Origin of the sequence: Flavobacterium micromati, from assembly GCF_900129585.1 — a bacterium.
Taxonomy (GTDB): Bacteria; Bacteroidota; Bacteroidia; order Flavobacteriales; family Flavobacteriaceae; genus Flavobacterium; species Flavobacterium micromati.
In genome coordinates this window covers 109,002-127,674 of the sequence record NZ_FQWF01000006.1, presented here as the reverse complement: position 1 = coordinate 127,674, position 18,673 = coordinate 109,002, and the positions used below count along the sequence as shown (strand labels likewise).

Genomic DNA, 18,673 nt, shown 5'->3' with positions numbered 1-18,673 from the left:
AAAAGTAAATGTAAATTAAGTCAAGCCTTTAAAAACACGTCGTATTATCAAAACCAAAACGGTTAAAAATCCCGCCAAAATTCCACCTAATACAATGCCCTTAGCCTTACCAAATTTTTCCATTTTTAATGGTAAAATAGGCTGATCAATGACTTGTATTAACGGCGTTTCCTTTCGCAAAGTTACTTTTGCTAATTCGCTTTGTTTTACTAATTCTGTTAAAATAGCAGTGTTGGCTTGCACGTCCACTTGTCGGCGAGCTGAAGGAGCACGGCGTACATTGAGCGCCGGATTTAGCATAAAAGTATTATCATTAGCAACAGCAACTCCAGTAATGGCTCCGTTTAGCGCACCACGTACCGAGTCTGTTTGTTTTTGTAAAATAGCCATATTCATACGAGCCTTTTTACTTTTGGTATCAACATAAAAATCAGATACATTTTTAACTAAAGCTTCGGTAAAATATTTAGCAAATAATTCATTAGTCGAATTTACATCTATAGTAATTATCGCTATTTTTTTATCTTTTTGTCCAACTGATAAACCGGTTTTAGATATGTTGCTATACATAACTCCCATAATACTGTCATGGACTCTGGTAAAATCTTTGCGTTTGGCTTGTGGTAGGAATTGAATGTTTTTACATTGTGGTTTATTTTCCCAACTTTCTCTCCATTCATTTTCTTGAATGTACATTTCAGCTAGAGAAATAGCCTTACCATTGTAATTTACTGGTGTCAGCAATGTTTGTTCTACCATGGATCGCGATTTAAATAACTCATTCAAATTCGATCCAGTAAAAATACTTCCGCCACCTCCGCCTAAATCAAAACCAAAAGAACTTGCTAAACCTAAAGCCCCGCCTAAACCACCTCCACTTTTCTCATCCTCTAACGCAAATGATAAAGTTGCGGTATAAATTGGTTTTTTACTAAAAGAGTACGCTAAGCCTAGTGCAGCTCCAATAATTCCGGCTAACACAACAATTTTCCATTGAGATAATAGGTATTTAAACCATTCCTTTGCTTTATCTATTAATTCCTTTAACGAAATTTCGTCGTTTGGGGTTGGTTCATTCATATTATTCAAATATCTTTTTTATCGTTGATGCTATTTTAAATGAAGTTTTTGTCTTTTAAGTATTGTGCCTTTATCTTCTAAATATAAAAATTACTACTATTAAATACTACAGCAATTTTAAACCCATGCTTCTGCAAAACGTTAATACCACTATCTAAATGCAGTAATAATTAATAGCGCAAGACTAGATATTACACTTCCTATTCCTACTAACTCTCCCACACTTGCTTTTTTAACTTCGGGTTTCTCTGGAACTATGATCTGAGATCCTGGCTTTACTTTCGGATATGCTCTTAAAAAAAGAAATGAAGTTGTTACAGAGGCTTTTCCATTTGGATAGATCACATACGCTTTTCTTTTCCAGCCTTTACCGTCAATACCGCCTACAGCATTCAAGTAATACTTGAAAGATTTTCCTTTGACATACGGAATCTCGGAGGTCAATAACACATTACCTGCAACCTTAACACCCTCATTAAAAGTAACCACTTCAATTTCATCTCCCGCAAATAAAGTGACATTAGCGCCTATACTTGGATCTTTTACTATTGCATTCCAGTTCAACGGAATAGTAGCAAACTTAAGTTCCTCTTTTAGTTTTTTCTCTAATTTATCTTGGATACTATCTTTTTTACCTACATTAATATTTACATTTTCAAGATCTTCAATTTGCTTTGCTTGAATTGGTCTTTTTATTTTTACTCCTTCAACATTGGCTAATGATGTTAAACCTCCCGCTCTTTGAATTAAATCATACACTCTAGATTTTTTATTCACTAACGCATATTTCCCAGGATAATTGACCGCTCCTGTTACTGTAACTGATTCTGGCTTCTCATATACCGCCATTTTTCGGATACTCACTACATCAAACGGTTTTAAACTGAAATTTTTAGCTTGTTCGTTATTACCAGGACTGATCTCAATTGTGTATAGTTGCGCTTTCAAAGGGTTAGCATCATCTATTTCTTCAGAAGTAATCATTCGGGCTACTTCCACTCTTTTAGAAGCTGAGCCTGTCAATCCGCCTACTTGAACGATCAAATCGTTTAAAGTTAAGTTGTCATAATAGTCATATTCGCCTGGTTTTCTAACCTCACCATCTATTGTAACTTTAAATTCTTCTCTGAAATCTAGTATCGAATAAATTGTTACATTATCTTCTCTTTTCAAAAGTATATTTTCTGCTGAATCTCCTGACATTGCTTTGGCAACATCGAAATTAACAATCTCAGTGGTTAAGTCTGATTTTAGTCGGATAATAATTCCTCGCTTGCTATAAGCATCCTCTTTTAATCCTTCGGCGCGAAGTATCAAATCCAAGACTTTCATTCCTTCAGAAAAAGAATAAAAATTTGGTCTAAAAACCGCTCCTTCAATTTTAATACGATTTTCAAATCGATTTAAGATTTTTGTAACATTGAAAACGTCACCTGATAACGGCTTATATGTTGAAAATTCAGATTGTTTTATGTCACGAACTTTAAATTCAGTACTTGTTTTTTGTAAAACATTCACCGACGCGGTATATGCAAATTCATTAAATCCAGAAGCGAATCGAAGTAAATCAGCAAATGATTCTCCTTTTTTCATTTCAAAAATTCCCGGACGTTTGACTTCCCCTTCAACAGTAACTCTCTGGTTGTAAGCTGGAATCCGAATAACATCATTATCTTTTAAACCAACATTATCTGATTGATCGCCGTTGACTAAAAAATTGTATATATCAACTGTCTTATATACTTTGTTGTTTCTCAGGAGCTCTATATTTCTATAACTTCCGTTCTTTGCTGGCCCTCCGCCTAAAAATAAAGCATTGTAAACAGTTGCTAATGATGAAATAGAATAATTCCCGGGTTGTCTGCTTCCTATCAAAGTAACTTTGATAGTTCTTATTTGGCTTAAACTGACACTAACTTGTGATTGTCCTGAAGCAACTGTACTATACACTCTTGCAAATGCGCTTTTAATTTTTTGAGTTGCGGCTTCAATACTCATTCCAGAAACTGAAATTTCCCCTACGTACTGCAAGGTTACTCTCCCTTCGACACTTACTGGTACACTGGCGCTAAATTCCTGAACACCGTAAACACTAACTTGCAATTCATCACCAGGCCCTAAAACATAATTTACAGGAGTAGCTAGTTTTAAATTGGGTTCAAAATTTAATGTGGGATTGTCAAACAACTCTGATCCAAAAACTAAGGCATTGAGCGAATCCTTAATCTTTGTATTAATTATTTCCTGTTGTTTTCGTCCAAATTCTTTTTGTCTAAATTTCTCTTCTGAATCTTTCTCACCATCTTTGGAAACATTCTTTGACGAGTCTTTTGAAGGATCTTTTTTGGTTTCAAACTGAGCTAAACGCGCTTTCAATTTGCTAAACTCACCAGCTGACATACCTTTAGACAAGGCCATGGGTTCAGCTTGTTCGACAGTTACATTATTGGCTTGCAATTGTGTTTTTATTTTTACGATATCACTATCCGATAAATAATCCACTTTTACGGTGCTTAAATCACTGCTTCTTAATAAATCTTGCGCCATCAGTGCCGACGACTGAAAAAGAGCAAAAAACAGCATAACAATAATTAGGAAATTTTTCATGTGTATGTAGTTGGAGAAAAAAAATACTTTAATTTAAATTTTAATGGTTGTCTATTGGTGATTATTTTCTTAATCTGACAGATTCTAAAAAATAAAAAACAACGTTCTGTAAATGGCTTCGCCCTAGTGAATCCCATAATTGGCTCACATAGTACAAATTTTTATATTAATTTTTGTTTTATCGAGACTTAGCAATAAAGAACCCTTTTTAACAGTTGGCAAATATAGTATTATAAAATGTATAAAAAAATTTTGTCTTGGCATGCATTTTCGATTAAATGTCATATTAAAAGTTAACCTCTTTACAACCATATTGATGTGCGTTTAGAAATAAAAATAATGGTATTAAATATCACTAGATTTAGTGATGCATATATAGATAGTTACATAAGTCATTTTAGTTTAAAACATTAAATATTCTGAATCACTAAGTTATTTTACCACGCAAAAAAGCGCACTTAGCTTTTGAATAATGAAGCGTTGAGAATAGTAAACGTTAAACATTTAGTGTTATTATTTAAAAAGGCGATTCGAGCGGTATTTATGGATAAATAGAGTTCAATTAGTAAAATCGCTCGCTTAAAAATTGTATCGTGCAAGTAATTTATGTTTATTCCGGACTTTTGCTGGAAGTGATTTTTAGAGCTTTAAAATAATTTCTATTCACCCCAATCGTTTACTTTAAAAATTGTATCGAAAACACACAATCAGACCTACTTATCTAAAATCTGGAAAGTTGAGTTCATGCTTTTAAATTCGGGAACTATTTCCTTCATTTTTGCCACAATAAGATCATCATTTAGTTGCTCAGCACATTCTAGAAGTTCGTTTATTGCAACATGTAGTGCAACGAAGTCTGTGGCATTTTCCTGTGCGATCATAATTTTTTCATTATGTGTTGGTACCGTTTTCGAGCTGTCATTTAGTAACTCCTCATATAATTTCTCTCCGGGTCTAAGTCCAATAATTTTAATATTGATGTCTTTATCAGGTATAAAACCGGCTAATTTGATCATCTTTCTCGCCAGATCTATTATTTTCACTGGTTTACCCATATCAAAAATATAAATTTCGCCTCCATTCCCCATTGCTCCTGCCTCTAAAACTAACTGACAGGCCTCAGGAATGGTCATAAAATACCGTATAATATCTTGATGTGTAATAGTAACGGGACCTCCACTTTCAATTTGTTTCGTAAATAGCGGAACAACAGAACCATTAGAACCGAGCACATTACCAAAACGTGTTGTTATAAATTTTGTCTCATGAAATCCTTGCATATTGTCCCTAAAAGACAATGATTGAACGTACTTTTCGGCTATACGTTTGCTTGCACCCATAACATTGCTTGGATTGACAGCTTTGTCAGTAGAAATCATTACAAACCTTCCTACTTTATATTTTACCGATAAGTCCGCTAAATTCTTTGTCCCTTTTACATTGGTAAAAATAGCTTGCGCAGGATTTTCTTCCATCAAAGGAACATGTTTGTAAGCTGCCGCATGATAAACGATTGAAGGCTTATGTTTTTGAAAAATGTCTTCCATTGTATCAAAATTCCGAATATCGGCAATTAATGATTTTAATTCAACAGTAGAATCAGCTTTATTGAGTTCTAAAGACAAATGATGCAAGGGCGTTTCCGCTTGATCCACTAAAATAATTTTATCGGGTTTAAATGATAAAATTTGCCAAACTATTTCGCTTCCTATCGAACCTGCAGCACCACTAATAAGAATAGTCTTCGATTTAACTTGACGCGAAATTAGCATATTATCCAAAACAATAGGACTGCGCTCAAGTAAATCAGCTATTTCTATGTTTTTAACTTTTCTAGAAATTTCGTTTGCATCTTCCCAATCTGAGATTGCGGGAAGTGTGAACACTTTGATATTAAATTCTAAACAACGATCTACAATTGTTATTTTGTCTGCTGTACTCAGGCTTTTATCTGCAATAATTAATGCATTGGCATTCTTTGATCTCATCAAAATAGGTATTCCCCGTTTTTGACTAAATATGGCAAGCCCATGAATGGTTCTTGCTGATTTATTTTCTGATTTACTTATAAAACCTAGCAATTTAAACCGCGATGGAAATTCTGACTTTAACGCATTGGCAACAAAAATAGCATTGGCATCTGTGCCATAAATCATTGTTCTTAAAACCTCTGCTTCACCACTTTGTTTAGTAAAAAGTTCAAAAAATTTCTTGACAAATATTCGAAACAAAAAAAGTAATACAAAGGTGATTACAAAATTGATGAACAATGCCGATATAAAAAATATTTTTTTCCCGGTAATCAGATGTGTGAAATAATTAAATAATACAAGTGTTACTAAAGCACAACTTGTGGACAGTAGTAATTTTATAACATCGATAAAAGAAGAGTGGCGAATGATCCCTGAGTATGTTTTGAACAGTAAAAAGAAAATCATATTTACTATCAAAATAATACCAAATCGCACCGCAATAGTTAAAGTATCGTAAAATTCAACTTCAAGATTTTTTACAACGGTGTACGTTATAACATTAGCAAGAACGACAAACAATACATCAATGCAAAAGATTATCCATCTAGGTAGGTATTCTAAGCTTAGAATATATTTTTCAAAGAACTTGCTTCGAGAAAAGTTTTTCGAATCATGTATATTATTACTATTTTTTATTTGCGAGGAATTTGCTTTCATGTATTGAACCGCGCTAACGAAATTGCGGCGGTGTGCAAATATAAAATATATTATTAAAGGAGATAGTAATTGATTGACTTTACTTGTCATTCCAGCTTGTTTTTAATCAAGATAAAATAACTTCGTATGATTGCCAAAAATTCATACTTTTTAGTGATTATTTATTTCATTATAAATCAAAATTTGAATATATTGATTTCACTTTATTATAATTCTGCTACACAACCGCAGAAAACCGTTTTTTTATTTGCGACAAGCTCAAAAATTAATGATACGTTTTTCACTAATGTGTTTTTGACGAATCACTATATTTTTTATCTCAAAAAAAAACTACTAAAAAAGAAAGTCTAATACAACGCTCAACGATATTGCTTGTTCAATCCTATTTCATGGAGTTGCTTAACATCGAAAAAAAAGCAAAACTCTTAAAATTCAAAGTTTTATAAAATAAAAGTAACTCCTTGTTATTTCGCGAATTTTGATATTTTATTGCTAAAAATACAGATAAACCAAATGGCTATCTAAATGAAAAGTCTCATCATTTTCAATTCAACAAATCAGATTTCGCCCGCTCTAAGGCACTATAGACACTTTTCACATCTTGTGAAAACTCTTTTTTCAAAATTAAGTTGGCAGTATCTGTATGAACAAAAATAGTATCCTGAACACCAATAAAAGCAGTGTAATTTTTGGTGCCAATAACCATATTACCGTTTTCATCAACGGGATGACCTATTGTTTTCAAATAATCATATACTGATTCGAAAGATCCTAAATCTGACCATTCAAATTGAGAGCCTACAACTTTAATTTTTTTTGATCGTTCCATCACGGCATAATCAATACTTATTGAAGGAATATCTAGAGAAAGTGCTAAATCTAAATTGCCTTCATCATTATTTTCCCAAGCTAGTTTTGCTGTTTCAAATACCTTTGGGGCATACATTTTAAGTTCCTCTAAAAAGACACCTGCTTTAAAGCAAAACATCCCGCTGTTCCAAAGAAAATTCCCTTTTGCAATAAAATCACGTGCGGTAACTTGGTTTGGCTTTTCTCTAAATGAGAGCACGTTATCGCCATTGCGTTCAATATAACCGTATCCAGTTTCTGGTTTGGTAGGAACAATTCCAAAAGTAACGATAGCTCCATGAGATGCTTTTTCAATTGCTTCTTGAATTGCTTCTTCATAACGTTCGATCTCACCAATAATGTGATCTGAAGGTGTGACCAACAAAATATCATCTTCATTTGATGCAAATGAAGCAAAAGCAATTGCTGCCGCTGTATTTCGTGGCGTTGATTCGATAATATCTATATAACTCGTATTCGATTTTTCTAATACAGCTTTGCTAAGATGACAATTGTCTATATTACCAACTACCATTACCTTGTCAGCTATATTACGATTGCGATCTACCGTCATTTCAAATAATGATTTACCTTCAAAAATATCGAGGTATTGTTTGGGTTGGCTTTTTCTTGATAATGGCCAAAGTCTACTCCCTACTCCACCAGTTAAGATGACATGTGTTACTAATTTTTTCTTTTCCATACCTTACTTATTAATTCGTATTAGTAATCTTATTTTATATTTTATTACCTTAAATTTTACTTTACGTAAATTTCGCTAGCAAAAATAAATAACTTTCACATTGGATGCTTTTGTTAAAAACATCGACCCGACTTTTTAAAGCAGAATTATAACTAAATATTTTGTTTACTTCAAATAAAAAGTGACGTGTTCAATTCTACAGATCGCCCTTTATTCTATTACAATTTCCCATCCGCTTTATCTCCTAAAACGCCTTTGACATCATACAAAATACTGTTGGTATTTTTTAATACCGAAATATCAAGTTCTAAAAATTCCTTATGTGCTACTCCTAGTACAACCGTATCAAATTTTTGTTTTGGAATCGTATTAGTAGTTATTAATGCATATTCTTTCTGTACTTCAATTGGATTTGCAAGAGGATCATAAATAGTAATTTCAATACCGTATTCCGTCAAGGCGGATATCACATCTATGATTTTAGTATTTCGAACATCGGGACAATTTTCTTTAAACGTAATACCCAACATTAATAGAGTTGCTCCATTTACTGAAATTCCTTTTTTAATCATAAGCTTAACGATTTGTGCAGCGACGTATTCTCCCATACTATCATTTAAACGACGACCTGCCAAAATAATTTCGGGATGGTAACCAAACTCTTGTGCTCGCTGGGCTAAATAATATGGATCAACGCCTATGCAATGACCGCCTACTAAACCTGGTTTAAAAGGTAGAAAGTTCCACTTAGTTCCTGCTGCTTCCAAAACAGCATGGGTGTCGATTTCCATCAAATTGAAAATTTTTGCTAATTCGTTGACAAAAGCAATGTTTATATCTCGTTGAGAATTCTCAATTACCTTTGCTGCTTCTGCTACTTTTATAGAAGGAGCTAAATGTGTTCCTGCGGTAATTACTGAGCGATATAATTCATCTACTTTCTGACCTGTTTCTGGAGTAGATCCTGAAGTTATTTTTAAGATTTTCTCGACAGTATGTTCCTTATCGCCAGGATTGATTCGCTCCGGTGAATATCCCACAAAAAAATCTAGGTTGAATTTTAAGCCCGATACTTTTTCTAAAACAGGTACACATTCCTCTTCCGTTGCGCCAGGATAAACTGTTGATTCATATATAACGATGTCACCTTTTTTCAATACTTTGCCCACCGTCTCGCTCGACTTATATAACGGTGTCAAATCTGGACGATTGTTTTTATCGACTGGCGTAGGCACAGTAACCACATAGTAATTGCAATGGCTTATATCTTTAATATTTGTAGTGCAAAACAATCCATTGCTAGCTGAAACATCATTTACCAAAACATTTTGCAAGGTTTCAGAGTCAATTTCTAGCGTTGAATCGGTTCCTAGTTTCAGTTCAGCAACCCGAATCACATTGATGTCAAATCCCACAACGGAGTACTTTGTAGCTAATAAGCGCGCTAAAGGTAAACCTACGTATCCAAGACCTACAACCGCTATTTTTATATTAGATTCCATCTATTTTTAATCCTATTTGATAATATTCCTTTAACAATTCGCTTTCCAACTCAAAACCAAATTAACAATTCACGCTTTTTACGGTTACACAAATATAGTGAGTCAGTTATTTATTTTCGTCCTTTTTCAAAACAGAAAGAATTTAATAGCTTTATTTTGTAAAACTACTGATACTAAAAAATGCGTTGTGTAATTGCAATTTATGAGACTAATATCAAAAATAAAAAGTTATTTTAAATAATTTTGCGCTAACATAAACAAAGCAGTTTTATAATATTTAGGTCCATCTAAGCTCTTAATTAAATCGTAAAAAAGCACTAATTATACCCAAAATCTGCTTCGATCAGCGTAATGTTATATGTGTTGCGTTTTAATTTTGACTTTTAGCGGACGTTAGAATTACAACTTCTTTTTTATTTTCAAAACGCATCCCAACGATTCTAAAACTAGCACATAATGCGTATTATTGATCTCTTGTACAACTGCTTTCTGATTAGAGAAAGGCCCCGATTCTAATTTTATAGCATCGCCAATTTTAATAGATTCTACCAAAATATCTGCTCCATCAGCATTGTCCAACCATTTTTTGATAACGCTAATTTCTTCGTCTCGAACAATAGCAGCTTTCCCTAGCCAAAATAAATACCGAACAACTCCCGAAGCGCTAAAAACAGTATTCCGCTGGGATTCCTCTAATTGAACAAAAACATAAGAATTAAATAGCGGAACTTCAATTTTTTTCTTGCGATCTGACCATTGACGCACTTGAGTTATTAACGGACAATAGCATTCTATACCACTCTTTATTAATTGTTCTGCAACTTTTTTCTCCCATTTGGGTTTCGTGTAAACTACATACCAATTCATACTTTTTTATTTTTTTATGTGTTGAGACAGTTTTAAGTTATCTGTTAGAAGTTACTTTTTTTGAATTCGAAATCGTGAACTAAACTATTCCGTTCATTTTATTAACTCTTTTCCTCCCCGAACCTCGTAACTTAAATCTCGCACCTCGCATCTCGTACCTTATATCTCGTACCTTTTACCTCATACCTTGTACCAAATATTTTTTACCTCGTACCTTTTACCTCGTACCTCGTACTTCAAACCTCGCACCTCGTACCTTTTACCTCATACCTCCTTTTACCTCGTATCTCGTACTTCAAACCTCGCACCTCGTACCTTTTACCTCGTACCTAATTATGCCCCTACTCCATGATATACAAATCCAATTGCTTTTAATTCCGCTCCATTTAATAAATTTCTACCATCAAAGATAAAGGCTGGTTTTTGCATAGCATCGTAAATCTTTTGCCAGTCAAAAGTTTTAAATTCGTCCCATTCTGTTAATACGGCAATAGCATGTGCATTATGGCAGGCTTGGTACGGATCTGTAAAGCAACTTATTCTATTTTCATTCTTTTCAGCTGTTCTAGTTTCCAAATAATTTAGATCATCGATGATTTTATTTGTAGAAACTTTCGGGTCGTAAACGGCGATATTTGCATGCTCATTGATTAAATCATCAGCCACGTAAATAGCGGCAGATTCCCTAGTGTCGTTTGTATCTTTCTTAAAGGCCCAACCTAAAAACGTAATTTTCTTCCCTGAAACGGTGTTGTAAAGCGTTTGAACAATTTTATCCGAAAATCGTCTTTTTTGATGATCATTCATGATAATTACTTGTTCCCAATAATCAGCTACTTCATTTAATCCATACGACTTGGCAATATAAACCAAATTCAAAATATCTTTTTGGAAACAAGAACCGCCAAAACCAACCGATGCTTTCAGAAACTTTGAGCCAATTCGACTGTCCATTCCTATGGCTTTTGCTACTTCACTAACATCGGCCCCTGTTTTTTCACATAATTCCGACATTGCATTGATAGACGAAATTCGCTGTGCTAAAAAAGCATTTGCAGTCAACTTTGACAATTCTGAAGACCACACATTTGTAGTTAAGATTTTTTCATCAGATACCCAATTTGAATAAACGTTAACGAGTGATTGTATTGCTTTTTGTCCTTCAACAGTACTGTCACCGCCTATTAAAATCCGATCTGGATTTAATAAATCTTCTACAGCGGTACCCTCTGCTAGGAATTCAGGATTTGATAAGATTTGGAATTGCACACCATTCCCAGTATTATCTAAAATACTTTTAATAGCCTCCGCGGTCCGCACAGGTAGTGTTGATTTCTCGACCACAATTTTATTATCCTTGGCAACCCTTGCAATTTGTCTTGCGCATAATTCTATATATTTTAGGTCAGCAGCCATGCCTTTTCCTTTTCCGTAGGTTTTAGTGGGCGTGTTTACTGAGATAAAAATAATTTGCGCTTCATCAATTGCTTTATCTACATCTGTCGAAAAAAACAAATTTCTTCCTCTTGCCTCTCCAACAATTACATCTAATCCTGGTTCGTAAATTGGTATTTGGCTTAAATCTTTATCATTCCAAGCTGCGATACGAGCTTCATTCAAATCCACAACGGTTACTTGTATGTGAGGACATTTTTGTGCTATTACTGCCATAGTTGGTCCACCAACATATCCTGCGCCAATGCAACATATTTTTGTAATTCCCATGTTTTTTTCGTTTTGGTTTTTGGTTGTCGGTTCAATAACTTTTACTTTGCCATTCAGGCTTATAATTTTACGCTTTTTCTTCTTTGTTCTTTTCCCTTTCCTTACTTAGAATCAATAAGCTACTTCAAATTCTCCCAATACCATTTGACTGCTTCTTTCAATCCTTGTTGCATCGAATATTGCGGATTATAACTGAGTAGTCTTTTCGCTTTGTCAATACTTGCTAAGGAATGCGGAATATCTCCGGCTCTATTTGGTCCGTAATTTACAGCTATGTTTGCAATTTTAGGATCATAAACTGCTAGAAACTCTTTAAGATAATCTATTAAATTATTTAATGTATTTCTATCGCCAAAAGCAGTATTGTAAATAGTATTAATAGCTTCAGGATTTTGTGTTAACATCGCCAACTCATTCATTTGAATTACATTGTCGATATACGTAAAATCACGAGAATAATTGCCATCACCATTTATATTTGGACTTTCGTGTTGCATCAATTGCATTACAAATTTTGGAATTACAGCAGCATAAGCACCTTTTGGATCTTGCTTTCGACCAAAAACATTAAAGTATCGTAGTCCGATTGTCTCTAAACCATAGGTTTTGCTAAAAATTTCGGCATACAGCTCATTTACGTATTTTGTTATTGCATAAGGAGAAAGCGGTTTCCCTATTATTTCTTCCACTTTTGGTAAGGATTCTGAATCTCCGTACGTAGAGGAACTAGCTGCATATATAAACCGTTTTACTTTCTCATCTCGAGCCGCAACTAGCATATTTAAAAATCCAGAAACATTGACATCATTTGTGGTAACAGGATCTTTTAAAGACCGTGGTACCGAACCTAAAGCTGCTTGATGCAATACATAATCTACTCCTTTGACTGCATTTACACAATCAGAAGCATTCCGAATGTCGCCCTCGATTAATCTGAAATTTGGATTTTGTAAGCATTTTGTCAAATTATGGCGGTGACCAGTGGCAAAATTATCCAAACATATTACCTGATCTCCTTTAGACAAAAAATATTCGCATAAGTTAGCACCTATAAATCCAGCGCCTCCTGTTATTAAAATTACACTTCGATTTCGTTGTGTCATTACATTAAATTTTTATGTTCGGTCTCTAAATCGATTTACTTTTTCGCAATCTTTTAGCAATCTTTTGATATAAATTCAGTGGTTTGTCCTCTTCATAATAACCATGAGCATAAGAACCGTATCCATAGCCATAACCTGTTCCGTATTTTGCCTTGTTTTCTAAACCGTTCAAAATTATACTCGTATTGTTTAATTCCCCGCGTTTCACTCGGTTATTCAATACTGTAATCATATCTTTTTTAGTCACATTCTGTCTAACAATATATAGCGTAACATCGCAATATTGTGCGAGTTCTAGCGCATCCGACACAAGACCAACAGGTGGCGTATCTAAAATAATATAATCGTATTTTTTCTTTAATTCCTCAATCAATTCTTTCATTCCTTCGCTAAGAATCATTTCAGCTGGATTTGGCGGCACTGGCCCTGACAATATAACGTCCAAATAAGGAATAGAAGTATGATTTATGATTTCGTCAACCGTTTTTTGCTTGATTAAATAATTAACCACGCCTACCTCATTCGTCAAATTAAATTCGGAAGCTAATTTAGGTTTTCTTAAATCAAGACCAATTACAACTGTTTTCTTCTCGCTCAAGGCAAAAACGGTAGCGATGTTTATAGAACAGAATGTTTTTCCTTCACCACTTACTGACGAGGTTATCATCAAAGTTTTAGCACCATCAACATTTTGTTTTTTGTAAAGAAATTGAAGTGAAGATCGAATTGCCCGAAAAGATTCTGACAGTGCTGATTTTGGTTTGTCGTAAACTGCTAGATTTCCGCTGTCTTTGTTCACTCCAACAACGCCTATTAATGGAATTTTTGTCATCTTGCTGATGTCCTCAGCATTTTGAACCGAATCATTTATAAAGAAAATGGCAAAAACAAAAATCAATGGAATGAGAATGCCTAAAAATAAAGCTAACACATAATTGACTGATGTCTTGGGTCCAATTAATCCGCCTCCCACATCTTTTGCTGGATCTATAAAATGAATATCAGATAAATTTGCTGCTTTTACAATATCGGCCTCACTCCTTTTTTGCAGAAAAGTACTGTAAATGTTATCGCTTAAATCGTATTTTCTCTTGATCTTTATTAATTCTTGTTGATCATCTGGAAGGCGCTTAATTGTGCTTTCAGTTTCATTTATCTTACCACTTACCATTGCTAAATCGTACTCTAAAGAAGATTTAGCAGTTGCTATGTTTTCAAGAAGTACATTTTTAATAGCCTCCATTTGATTGTCAAAATCTTTAAAAATCTTGTCGCTTTTAACCGCATAAGCCATTTCTGATCGTTGCGTAGAAAGTGCAATTAGTTTTGAAACATTAACTACAATGTTAGGATCTTCGATTCCGGCAACAGATGGCGCGGGTAGTTTACCATAATTTACACTGTTTTTCAAATAGGCTTTCAGCGAGTTGTAATACGCCATTTTGCGATTTACTTCATCTTTTGTAATGTCAAACTCGAGGATTTTATCAGCGAATTTAGCTCCACCATCTTCGACATCAAAAATATTTTTCCCCTTGCGAAAAGTTTTGAGCTCATCCCCAGTTTCCTTTAACTGGGATTCCATAGCTACTAGTGTGCTATCTATAAAGGCAATTGTATTTGTAGCAAACTGATTTTTACTATCAAGCTGTCTTTTGATTAGCATTTTGACAGTCGAATTTAAATATTCTACCAGTCTAGCTTTATTTGTTCCCTGCATTGCCAAGGTAATAATAGACCCCCCTTTATCGTCTGAACCAACATTTATTCCCTTGTATCCGGATACTGTTCCGTCAAAATCACTAAAACTGACAAAATATTCGTTTCCTACATAAAAGCCTGGATTGTCAGTGATTTGTAATTTCCAGTTCAGAAACGGCAGCGAAACTTTTTCACCTACTTTATACTTTTTAACAAAATCGCCTGTGACAACTGCTGTAGAACTATAGCTATTACTTGCATAAGTAATAACAGAAACGCTCGGATTCTCAAAAGGAATTCTGATTTCGTATTCATTTTCACTTATAAATTTGATTCCAATAAGTGCGCCCGCAAGTTGCGCCTTAGATTTATCAATAGCTACATAAAATGGAACAGCACCATAGCCATCAATTAAATTGTATTCTCCTTCCACGAGATAATTGATGTAATATTGCAGTTTATCAACAACTAACTCATTGTGGGAGCGTGATTGTAATGTTGTGGAAATAGTTTGAACCTGATCTGATGTCCCGCCCCAGTTAAAAACTAAACTTGTATTTGAAGTGAAAAGCGGATTACTTTCTTCCTTTATTGAAATAAGGGTTTCCATACCATAGATTTTCTCTTTACGTATATTGACCTGGTAGGCAATTGTAAAACTGATTAACAAACTAGCTAAAAACCACTTCCAATAGCTTCCTATTTTAACTAAAAATCCTTTAAAGTCAAAACTAACCTGATTTTCAAAAATCGAAAAATCTTTTATATCTAACATTCTAGTACTTCAGTTTTTAGTTTCTTAATAGCAAAAAAGTTGTAGTGGCTAAAGATAGTAAAGTAATTATAGTTCCTAATGACTCTATACCTGTTTTTCCTGTACCCCAAGATTTCTGTTTCAATGGTTTGATATAAATATAATCGTTAGGTTGTAAATAGAAATACGGAGATTTCATTACGTTTATATCGGTGAGATCTAGATCGTGCATTTCAACACCTGTTGGCGTTTTTCGCATGATCGTTACTGCTTTTCTATTTCCAGTTATCGTTATATCGCCTGCATTTGCAATAGCTTCCATGATATTTACATGTTCCTGAAATAAACTTTTTGTCCCGGGAGCGCCTATTTCTCCATTGATTGTATATCGAAAACCCGCTAACTTCACGGTTACAAAAATATCAGCTTCTTTAGTGAAATATTCTAAAAGTAATTGTTTTTCAACTCGAATTCTAACTTCATCAAGCGTGTAACCTATAACGTTTAATTCTCCTAATACAGGAAAACGAATATTGCCGTGGTCATCGACGGTGAATCCATCAAAATACAATGCTGTCTCTGATTTTCCAGCGGTAGCATCATTACTTGTTGGGTTAAAAATAGTAACTAATTTTGGATCTATTGCTTTTATAGTGATGCTCAAGACATCATTTATTTGTAAACGATAAGGTTTTGTTTCTACCGCCGAAACCGAAGATGTTGGCTTTGAACCGTCTTTTTTTTGAAGATAAATTAAATCGCTAGTAGGAATACAAGAAGTAAACAACATACTAACAAATAGCAATAAAAAGAGTACTAATCTGCTCATTTTTTGGAATTTTTATCGACAAATATAGCTTTTCATTTAGGATTTAAAAGCATTGCGAATCTATAAATAGCTAATTTAATTATTTTTAAATCCCTTTTCAAATGGAACTCTTTGTAAAATACTTCGACCTAATGTAACTTCATCTGCAAACTCTAACTCGTCACCCACAGAAATTCCTCTAGCAATTGTCGAAATAATAATAGTACTTTCTATAATTTGTTTATAAATATAAAAATTTGTAGTGTCACCTTCCATTGTTGAACTTAAAGCAAATATTACTTCGCTTACATTTCCTGACTTTACTTTCTCCACTAATGTGGTTATGTTTAGTTGGCTTGGGCCAATGCCGTCAATAGGAGAAATTTTACCTCCTAAAACATGGTAGATTCCTCTAAACTGCCCGGTGTTTTCAATTGCCATGACATCTCGTATGTCTTCTACGATACAAATTATTTGATGATTCCGGCTTTTATTAGCGCAAATTTCACAAATTGCGCTATCAGAAATATTATGACAACTAATGCAATATTTTATATCCTCCCGCATTGCAACAAGTGATTGCGATAAAAATCCAGTTTGTTCTTTGGGTTGTTTTAACAAATGTAAAACGAGTCGAAGCGCCGTTCGTTTGCCAATTCCAGGTAGCTGTGACATTTCGTTCACCGCTTTCTCTATTAATTTCGAAGAAAATTCCATAACTGCAAAAGTAGTCAATTTGGAAACGAGAAATTTTTATCTCGATAGATTTTTAGGTGATTTATTTATCAAAATATCAAACAACAATTATATCACATTAAAGTTAATACGAAGCTTACGAATACTATTGAAAAACCAATTATTTACCAAACTTTAAGCTCAATATTATTCAATTTACCAAACACTTCAAATGAATAGCCGTTAGTATATTTCGTAAATAAATTTATCAAACTATTAATATTGATTAGTCGACAATAACACCAGTGTACAGGCAACTTCAACTTTAATATCATTTAATTTTAATAACTGGTAAAATTCTGGATTTTCCGTTCCTGGATTAAAAATAACACGCTTTGGCTTTGTGTCCACTATATAATTGTAATAATCACGCTGACGCATTGGATTTAAATATAACGTGACAGTGTCGATATTTTTTAATGGGATTGCTTTTGTTTGAATTTTTATACCAGCAACTTCACCTGCATTTTGACCCAATGCAAGCACAGAATGTCCCTTATCTACTAACATATTTACTGCTTTGAAAGCGTATCGTTCTGGTTTAGTCGTAGCACCAAGAACTAAAGTTTTTTTATTTTTTATCATTATCTAAAATTGTATCCGGCAAAAGTAATCAAAAAGGATTATTCGTTTAGGTATTTTAAGGTTTACTTATAATTAGCGTCTAAAAAGCAGCCTGATCGTGGTTTAGCAAGCATCAAAGCAAAAACTTAAATATCCTTATATTTCTTCAATAGTTTAAAAAAACATAATATTTTATTCTCTTTACTATAATTTTCTAATTTATAAAAATTAGATTAATTAAAAACAATTCGCGACGGTAAATGACCTGACTATTTGTAGTAGTAATAATTTAATAAAAACAATCGCTTAACTTAAAAGAATAAAAAAAGAGTATTTTTGCCGTAATAATTTGAAAATATGGATCTCTTTATTTATTTATTTGTTGCTCTTTTTTCGGTTTTGAACCCTATTGGTACCGTTCCTATTTTTGTGGGACTTACACAAGATGACACTAAAAAAGAACGTTCCAGAATTTCTTTATGGACAGCGATTAATGTATTTATCATTTTAATTGTATCTTTTTTTATAGGACAGTATGTTTTACTTTTCTTTGGAATTAGTATTGATGCACTGCGAATAGCAGGCGGCATCATAATCGTAAATTCGGGTTTTTCATTACTTTCAGGTAAATTCACTAAAAAGCGTGGTATTAGTAAAAAAGCAGAAACTGATGCACAAAAACGAAACGATATAGCATTGACTCCGTTAGCAATTCCTATGCTTGCTGGTCCAGGTTCTATTTCGTTACTCATTGCATTTTATCAGGAACACAATGAAACGATGGAGATTATTATATCTTCATTTGCGATTCTTGCCATTGCAATAACTATTTTTATTATACTGAGAAGTGCTCATTATTTGGCCAAAATTCTAGGCGCTTCAGGGATTGTAGCAATCTCAAGAATTGTTGGTTTTATTGTAATTGCAATAGGAATTCAGTACATAGTAAGTGCAATTATTAACATTATAAAATCTAATTTATAAC

13 protein-coding genes are annotated in these 18,673 nt (G+C 33.6%); 1 reads left to right on the top strand and 12 read right to left on the bottom strand.

The features are described from left to right. Positions 1 to 15: 15 nt before the first annotated feature. The 12 genes from BUB42_RS08090 to BUB42_RS08030 form a co-directional block, all read right to left on the bottom strand. Positions 16 to 1,080 carry a Wzz/FepE/Etk N-terminal domain-containing protein gene (locus BUB42_RS08090; RefSeq protein WP_073019006.1) on the bottom strand — a complete coding sequence of 355 codons (1,065 nt, stop codon included), beginning with the start codon at positions 1,078 to 1,080 and terminating at the stop codon, positions 16 to 18. 150 nt (positions 1,081 to 1,230) lie between these two features. Next, positions 1,231 to 3,687 carry an SLBB domain-containing protein gene (locus BUB42_RS08085; RefSeq protein WP_073019004.1) on the bottom strand — a complete coding sequence of 819 codons (2,457 nt, stop codon included), beginning with the start codon at positions 3,685 to 3,687 and terminating at the stop codon, positions 1,231 to 1,233. Positions 3,688 to 4,400: 713 nt separating this feature from the next. Continuing rightward, positions 4,401 to 6,467: a polysaccharide biosynthesis protein gene (locus tag BUB42_RS08080; RefSeq protein WP_244533904.1), complete on the bottom strand. Its 2,067-nt coding sequence runs from the start codon at positions 6,465 to 6,467 to the stop codon at positions 4,401 to 4,403. A 454-nt stretch (positions 6,468 to 6,921) separates the two neighbouring features. Then, on the bottom strand, positions 6,922 to 7,929 hold the full coding sequence (locus tag BUB42_RS08070; RefSeq protein WP_073018998.1) for a mannose-1-phosphate guanylyltransferase: 1,008 nt from the start codon (positions 7,927 to 7,929) through the stop codon (positions 6,922 to 6,924). 218 nt (positions 7,930 to 8,147) lie between these two features. Next, complete coding sequence (locus BUB42_RS08065; RefSeq protein WP_073018996.1) at positions 8,148 to 9,431, bottom strand: nucleotide sugar dehydrogenase; 1,284 nt, start codon at positions 9,429 to 9,431, stop codon at positions 8,148 to 8,150. A gap of 399 nt (positions 9,432 to 9,830) precedes the next feature. Then, positions 9,831 to 10,298 (bottom strand): UpxY family transcription antiterminator, encoded by a 468-nt coding sequence (locus BUB42_RS08060; protein ID WP_073018995.1) that lies wholly within the window; start codon positions 10,296 to 10,298, stop codon positions 9,831 to 9,833. 333 nt (positions 10,299 to 10,631) lie between these two features. Beyond that, the gene (locus BUB42_RS08055) at positions 10,632 to 12,023 is read right to left on the bottom strand and encodes a UDP-glucose 6-dehydrogenase (RefSeq protein ID WP_073018993.1); all 1,392 of its coding nucleotides are present in this window, start codon (positions 12,021 to 12,023) and stop codon (positions 10,632 to 10,634) included. 119 nt (positions 12,024 to 12,142) lie between these two features. Then, entirely contained in the window at positions 12,143 to 13,126 is a 984-nt protein-coding gene (locus BUB42_RS08050) for an SDR family oxidoreductase (RefSeq protein ID WP_073018991.1), read from the bottom strand. A 25-nt stretch (positions 13,127 to 13,151) separates the two neighbouring features. Next, positions 13,152 to 15,602 carry a polysaccharide biosynthesis tyrosine autokinase gene (locus BUB42_RS08045; protein WP_073018989.1) on the bottom strand — a complete coding sequence of 817 codons (2,451 nt, stop codon included), beginning with the start codon at positions 15,600 to 15,602 and terminating at the stop codon, positions 13,152 to 13,154. Between the two features lie 16 nt (positions 15,603 to 15,618). Then, a complete protein-coding gene (locus BUB42_RS08040) occupies positions 15,619 to 16,410 on the bottom strand; it encodes a polysaccharide biosynthesis/export family protein (RefSeq protein ID WP_073018988.1) in 792 nt (263 codons plus the stop codon). A 75-nt stretch (positions 16,411 to 16,485) separates the two neighbouring features. Next, the gene (recR, locus tag BUB42_RS08035) at positions 16,486 to 17,106 is read right to left on the bottom strand and encodes a recombination mediator RecR (RefSeq protein WP_073018986.1); all 621 of its coding nucleotides are present in this window, start codon (positions 17,104 to 17,106) and stop codon (positions 16,486 to 16,488) included. Between the two features lie 234 nt (positions 17,107 to 17,340). Beyond that, the gene (locus BUB42_RS08030; protein ID WP_073019139.1) at positions 17,341 to 17,706 is read right to left on the bottom strand and encodes a CoA-binding protein; all 366 of its coding nucleotides are present in this window, start codon (positions 17,704 to 17,706) and stop codon (positions 17,341 to 17,343) included. A 339-nt stretch (positions 17,707 to 18,045) separates the two neighbouring features. On the opposite strand from BUB42_RS08030, the gene BUB42_RS08025 reads away from it, so the two are divergent. Further along, the gene (locus BUB42_RS08025) at positions 18,046 to 18,672 is read left to right on the top strand and encodes a MarC family NAAT transporter (protein WP_073018984.1); all 627 of its coding nucleotides are present in this window, start codon (positions 18,046 to 18,048) and stop codon (positions 18,670 to 18,672) included. The last annotated feature ends 1 nt before the right edge of the window (position 18,673 follow it).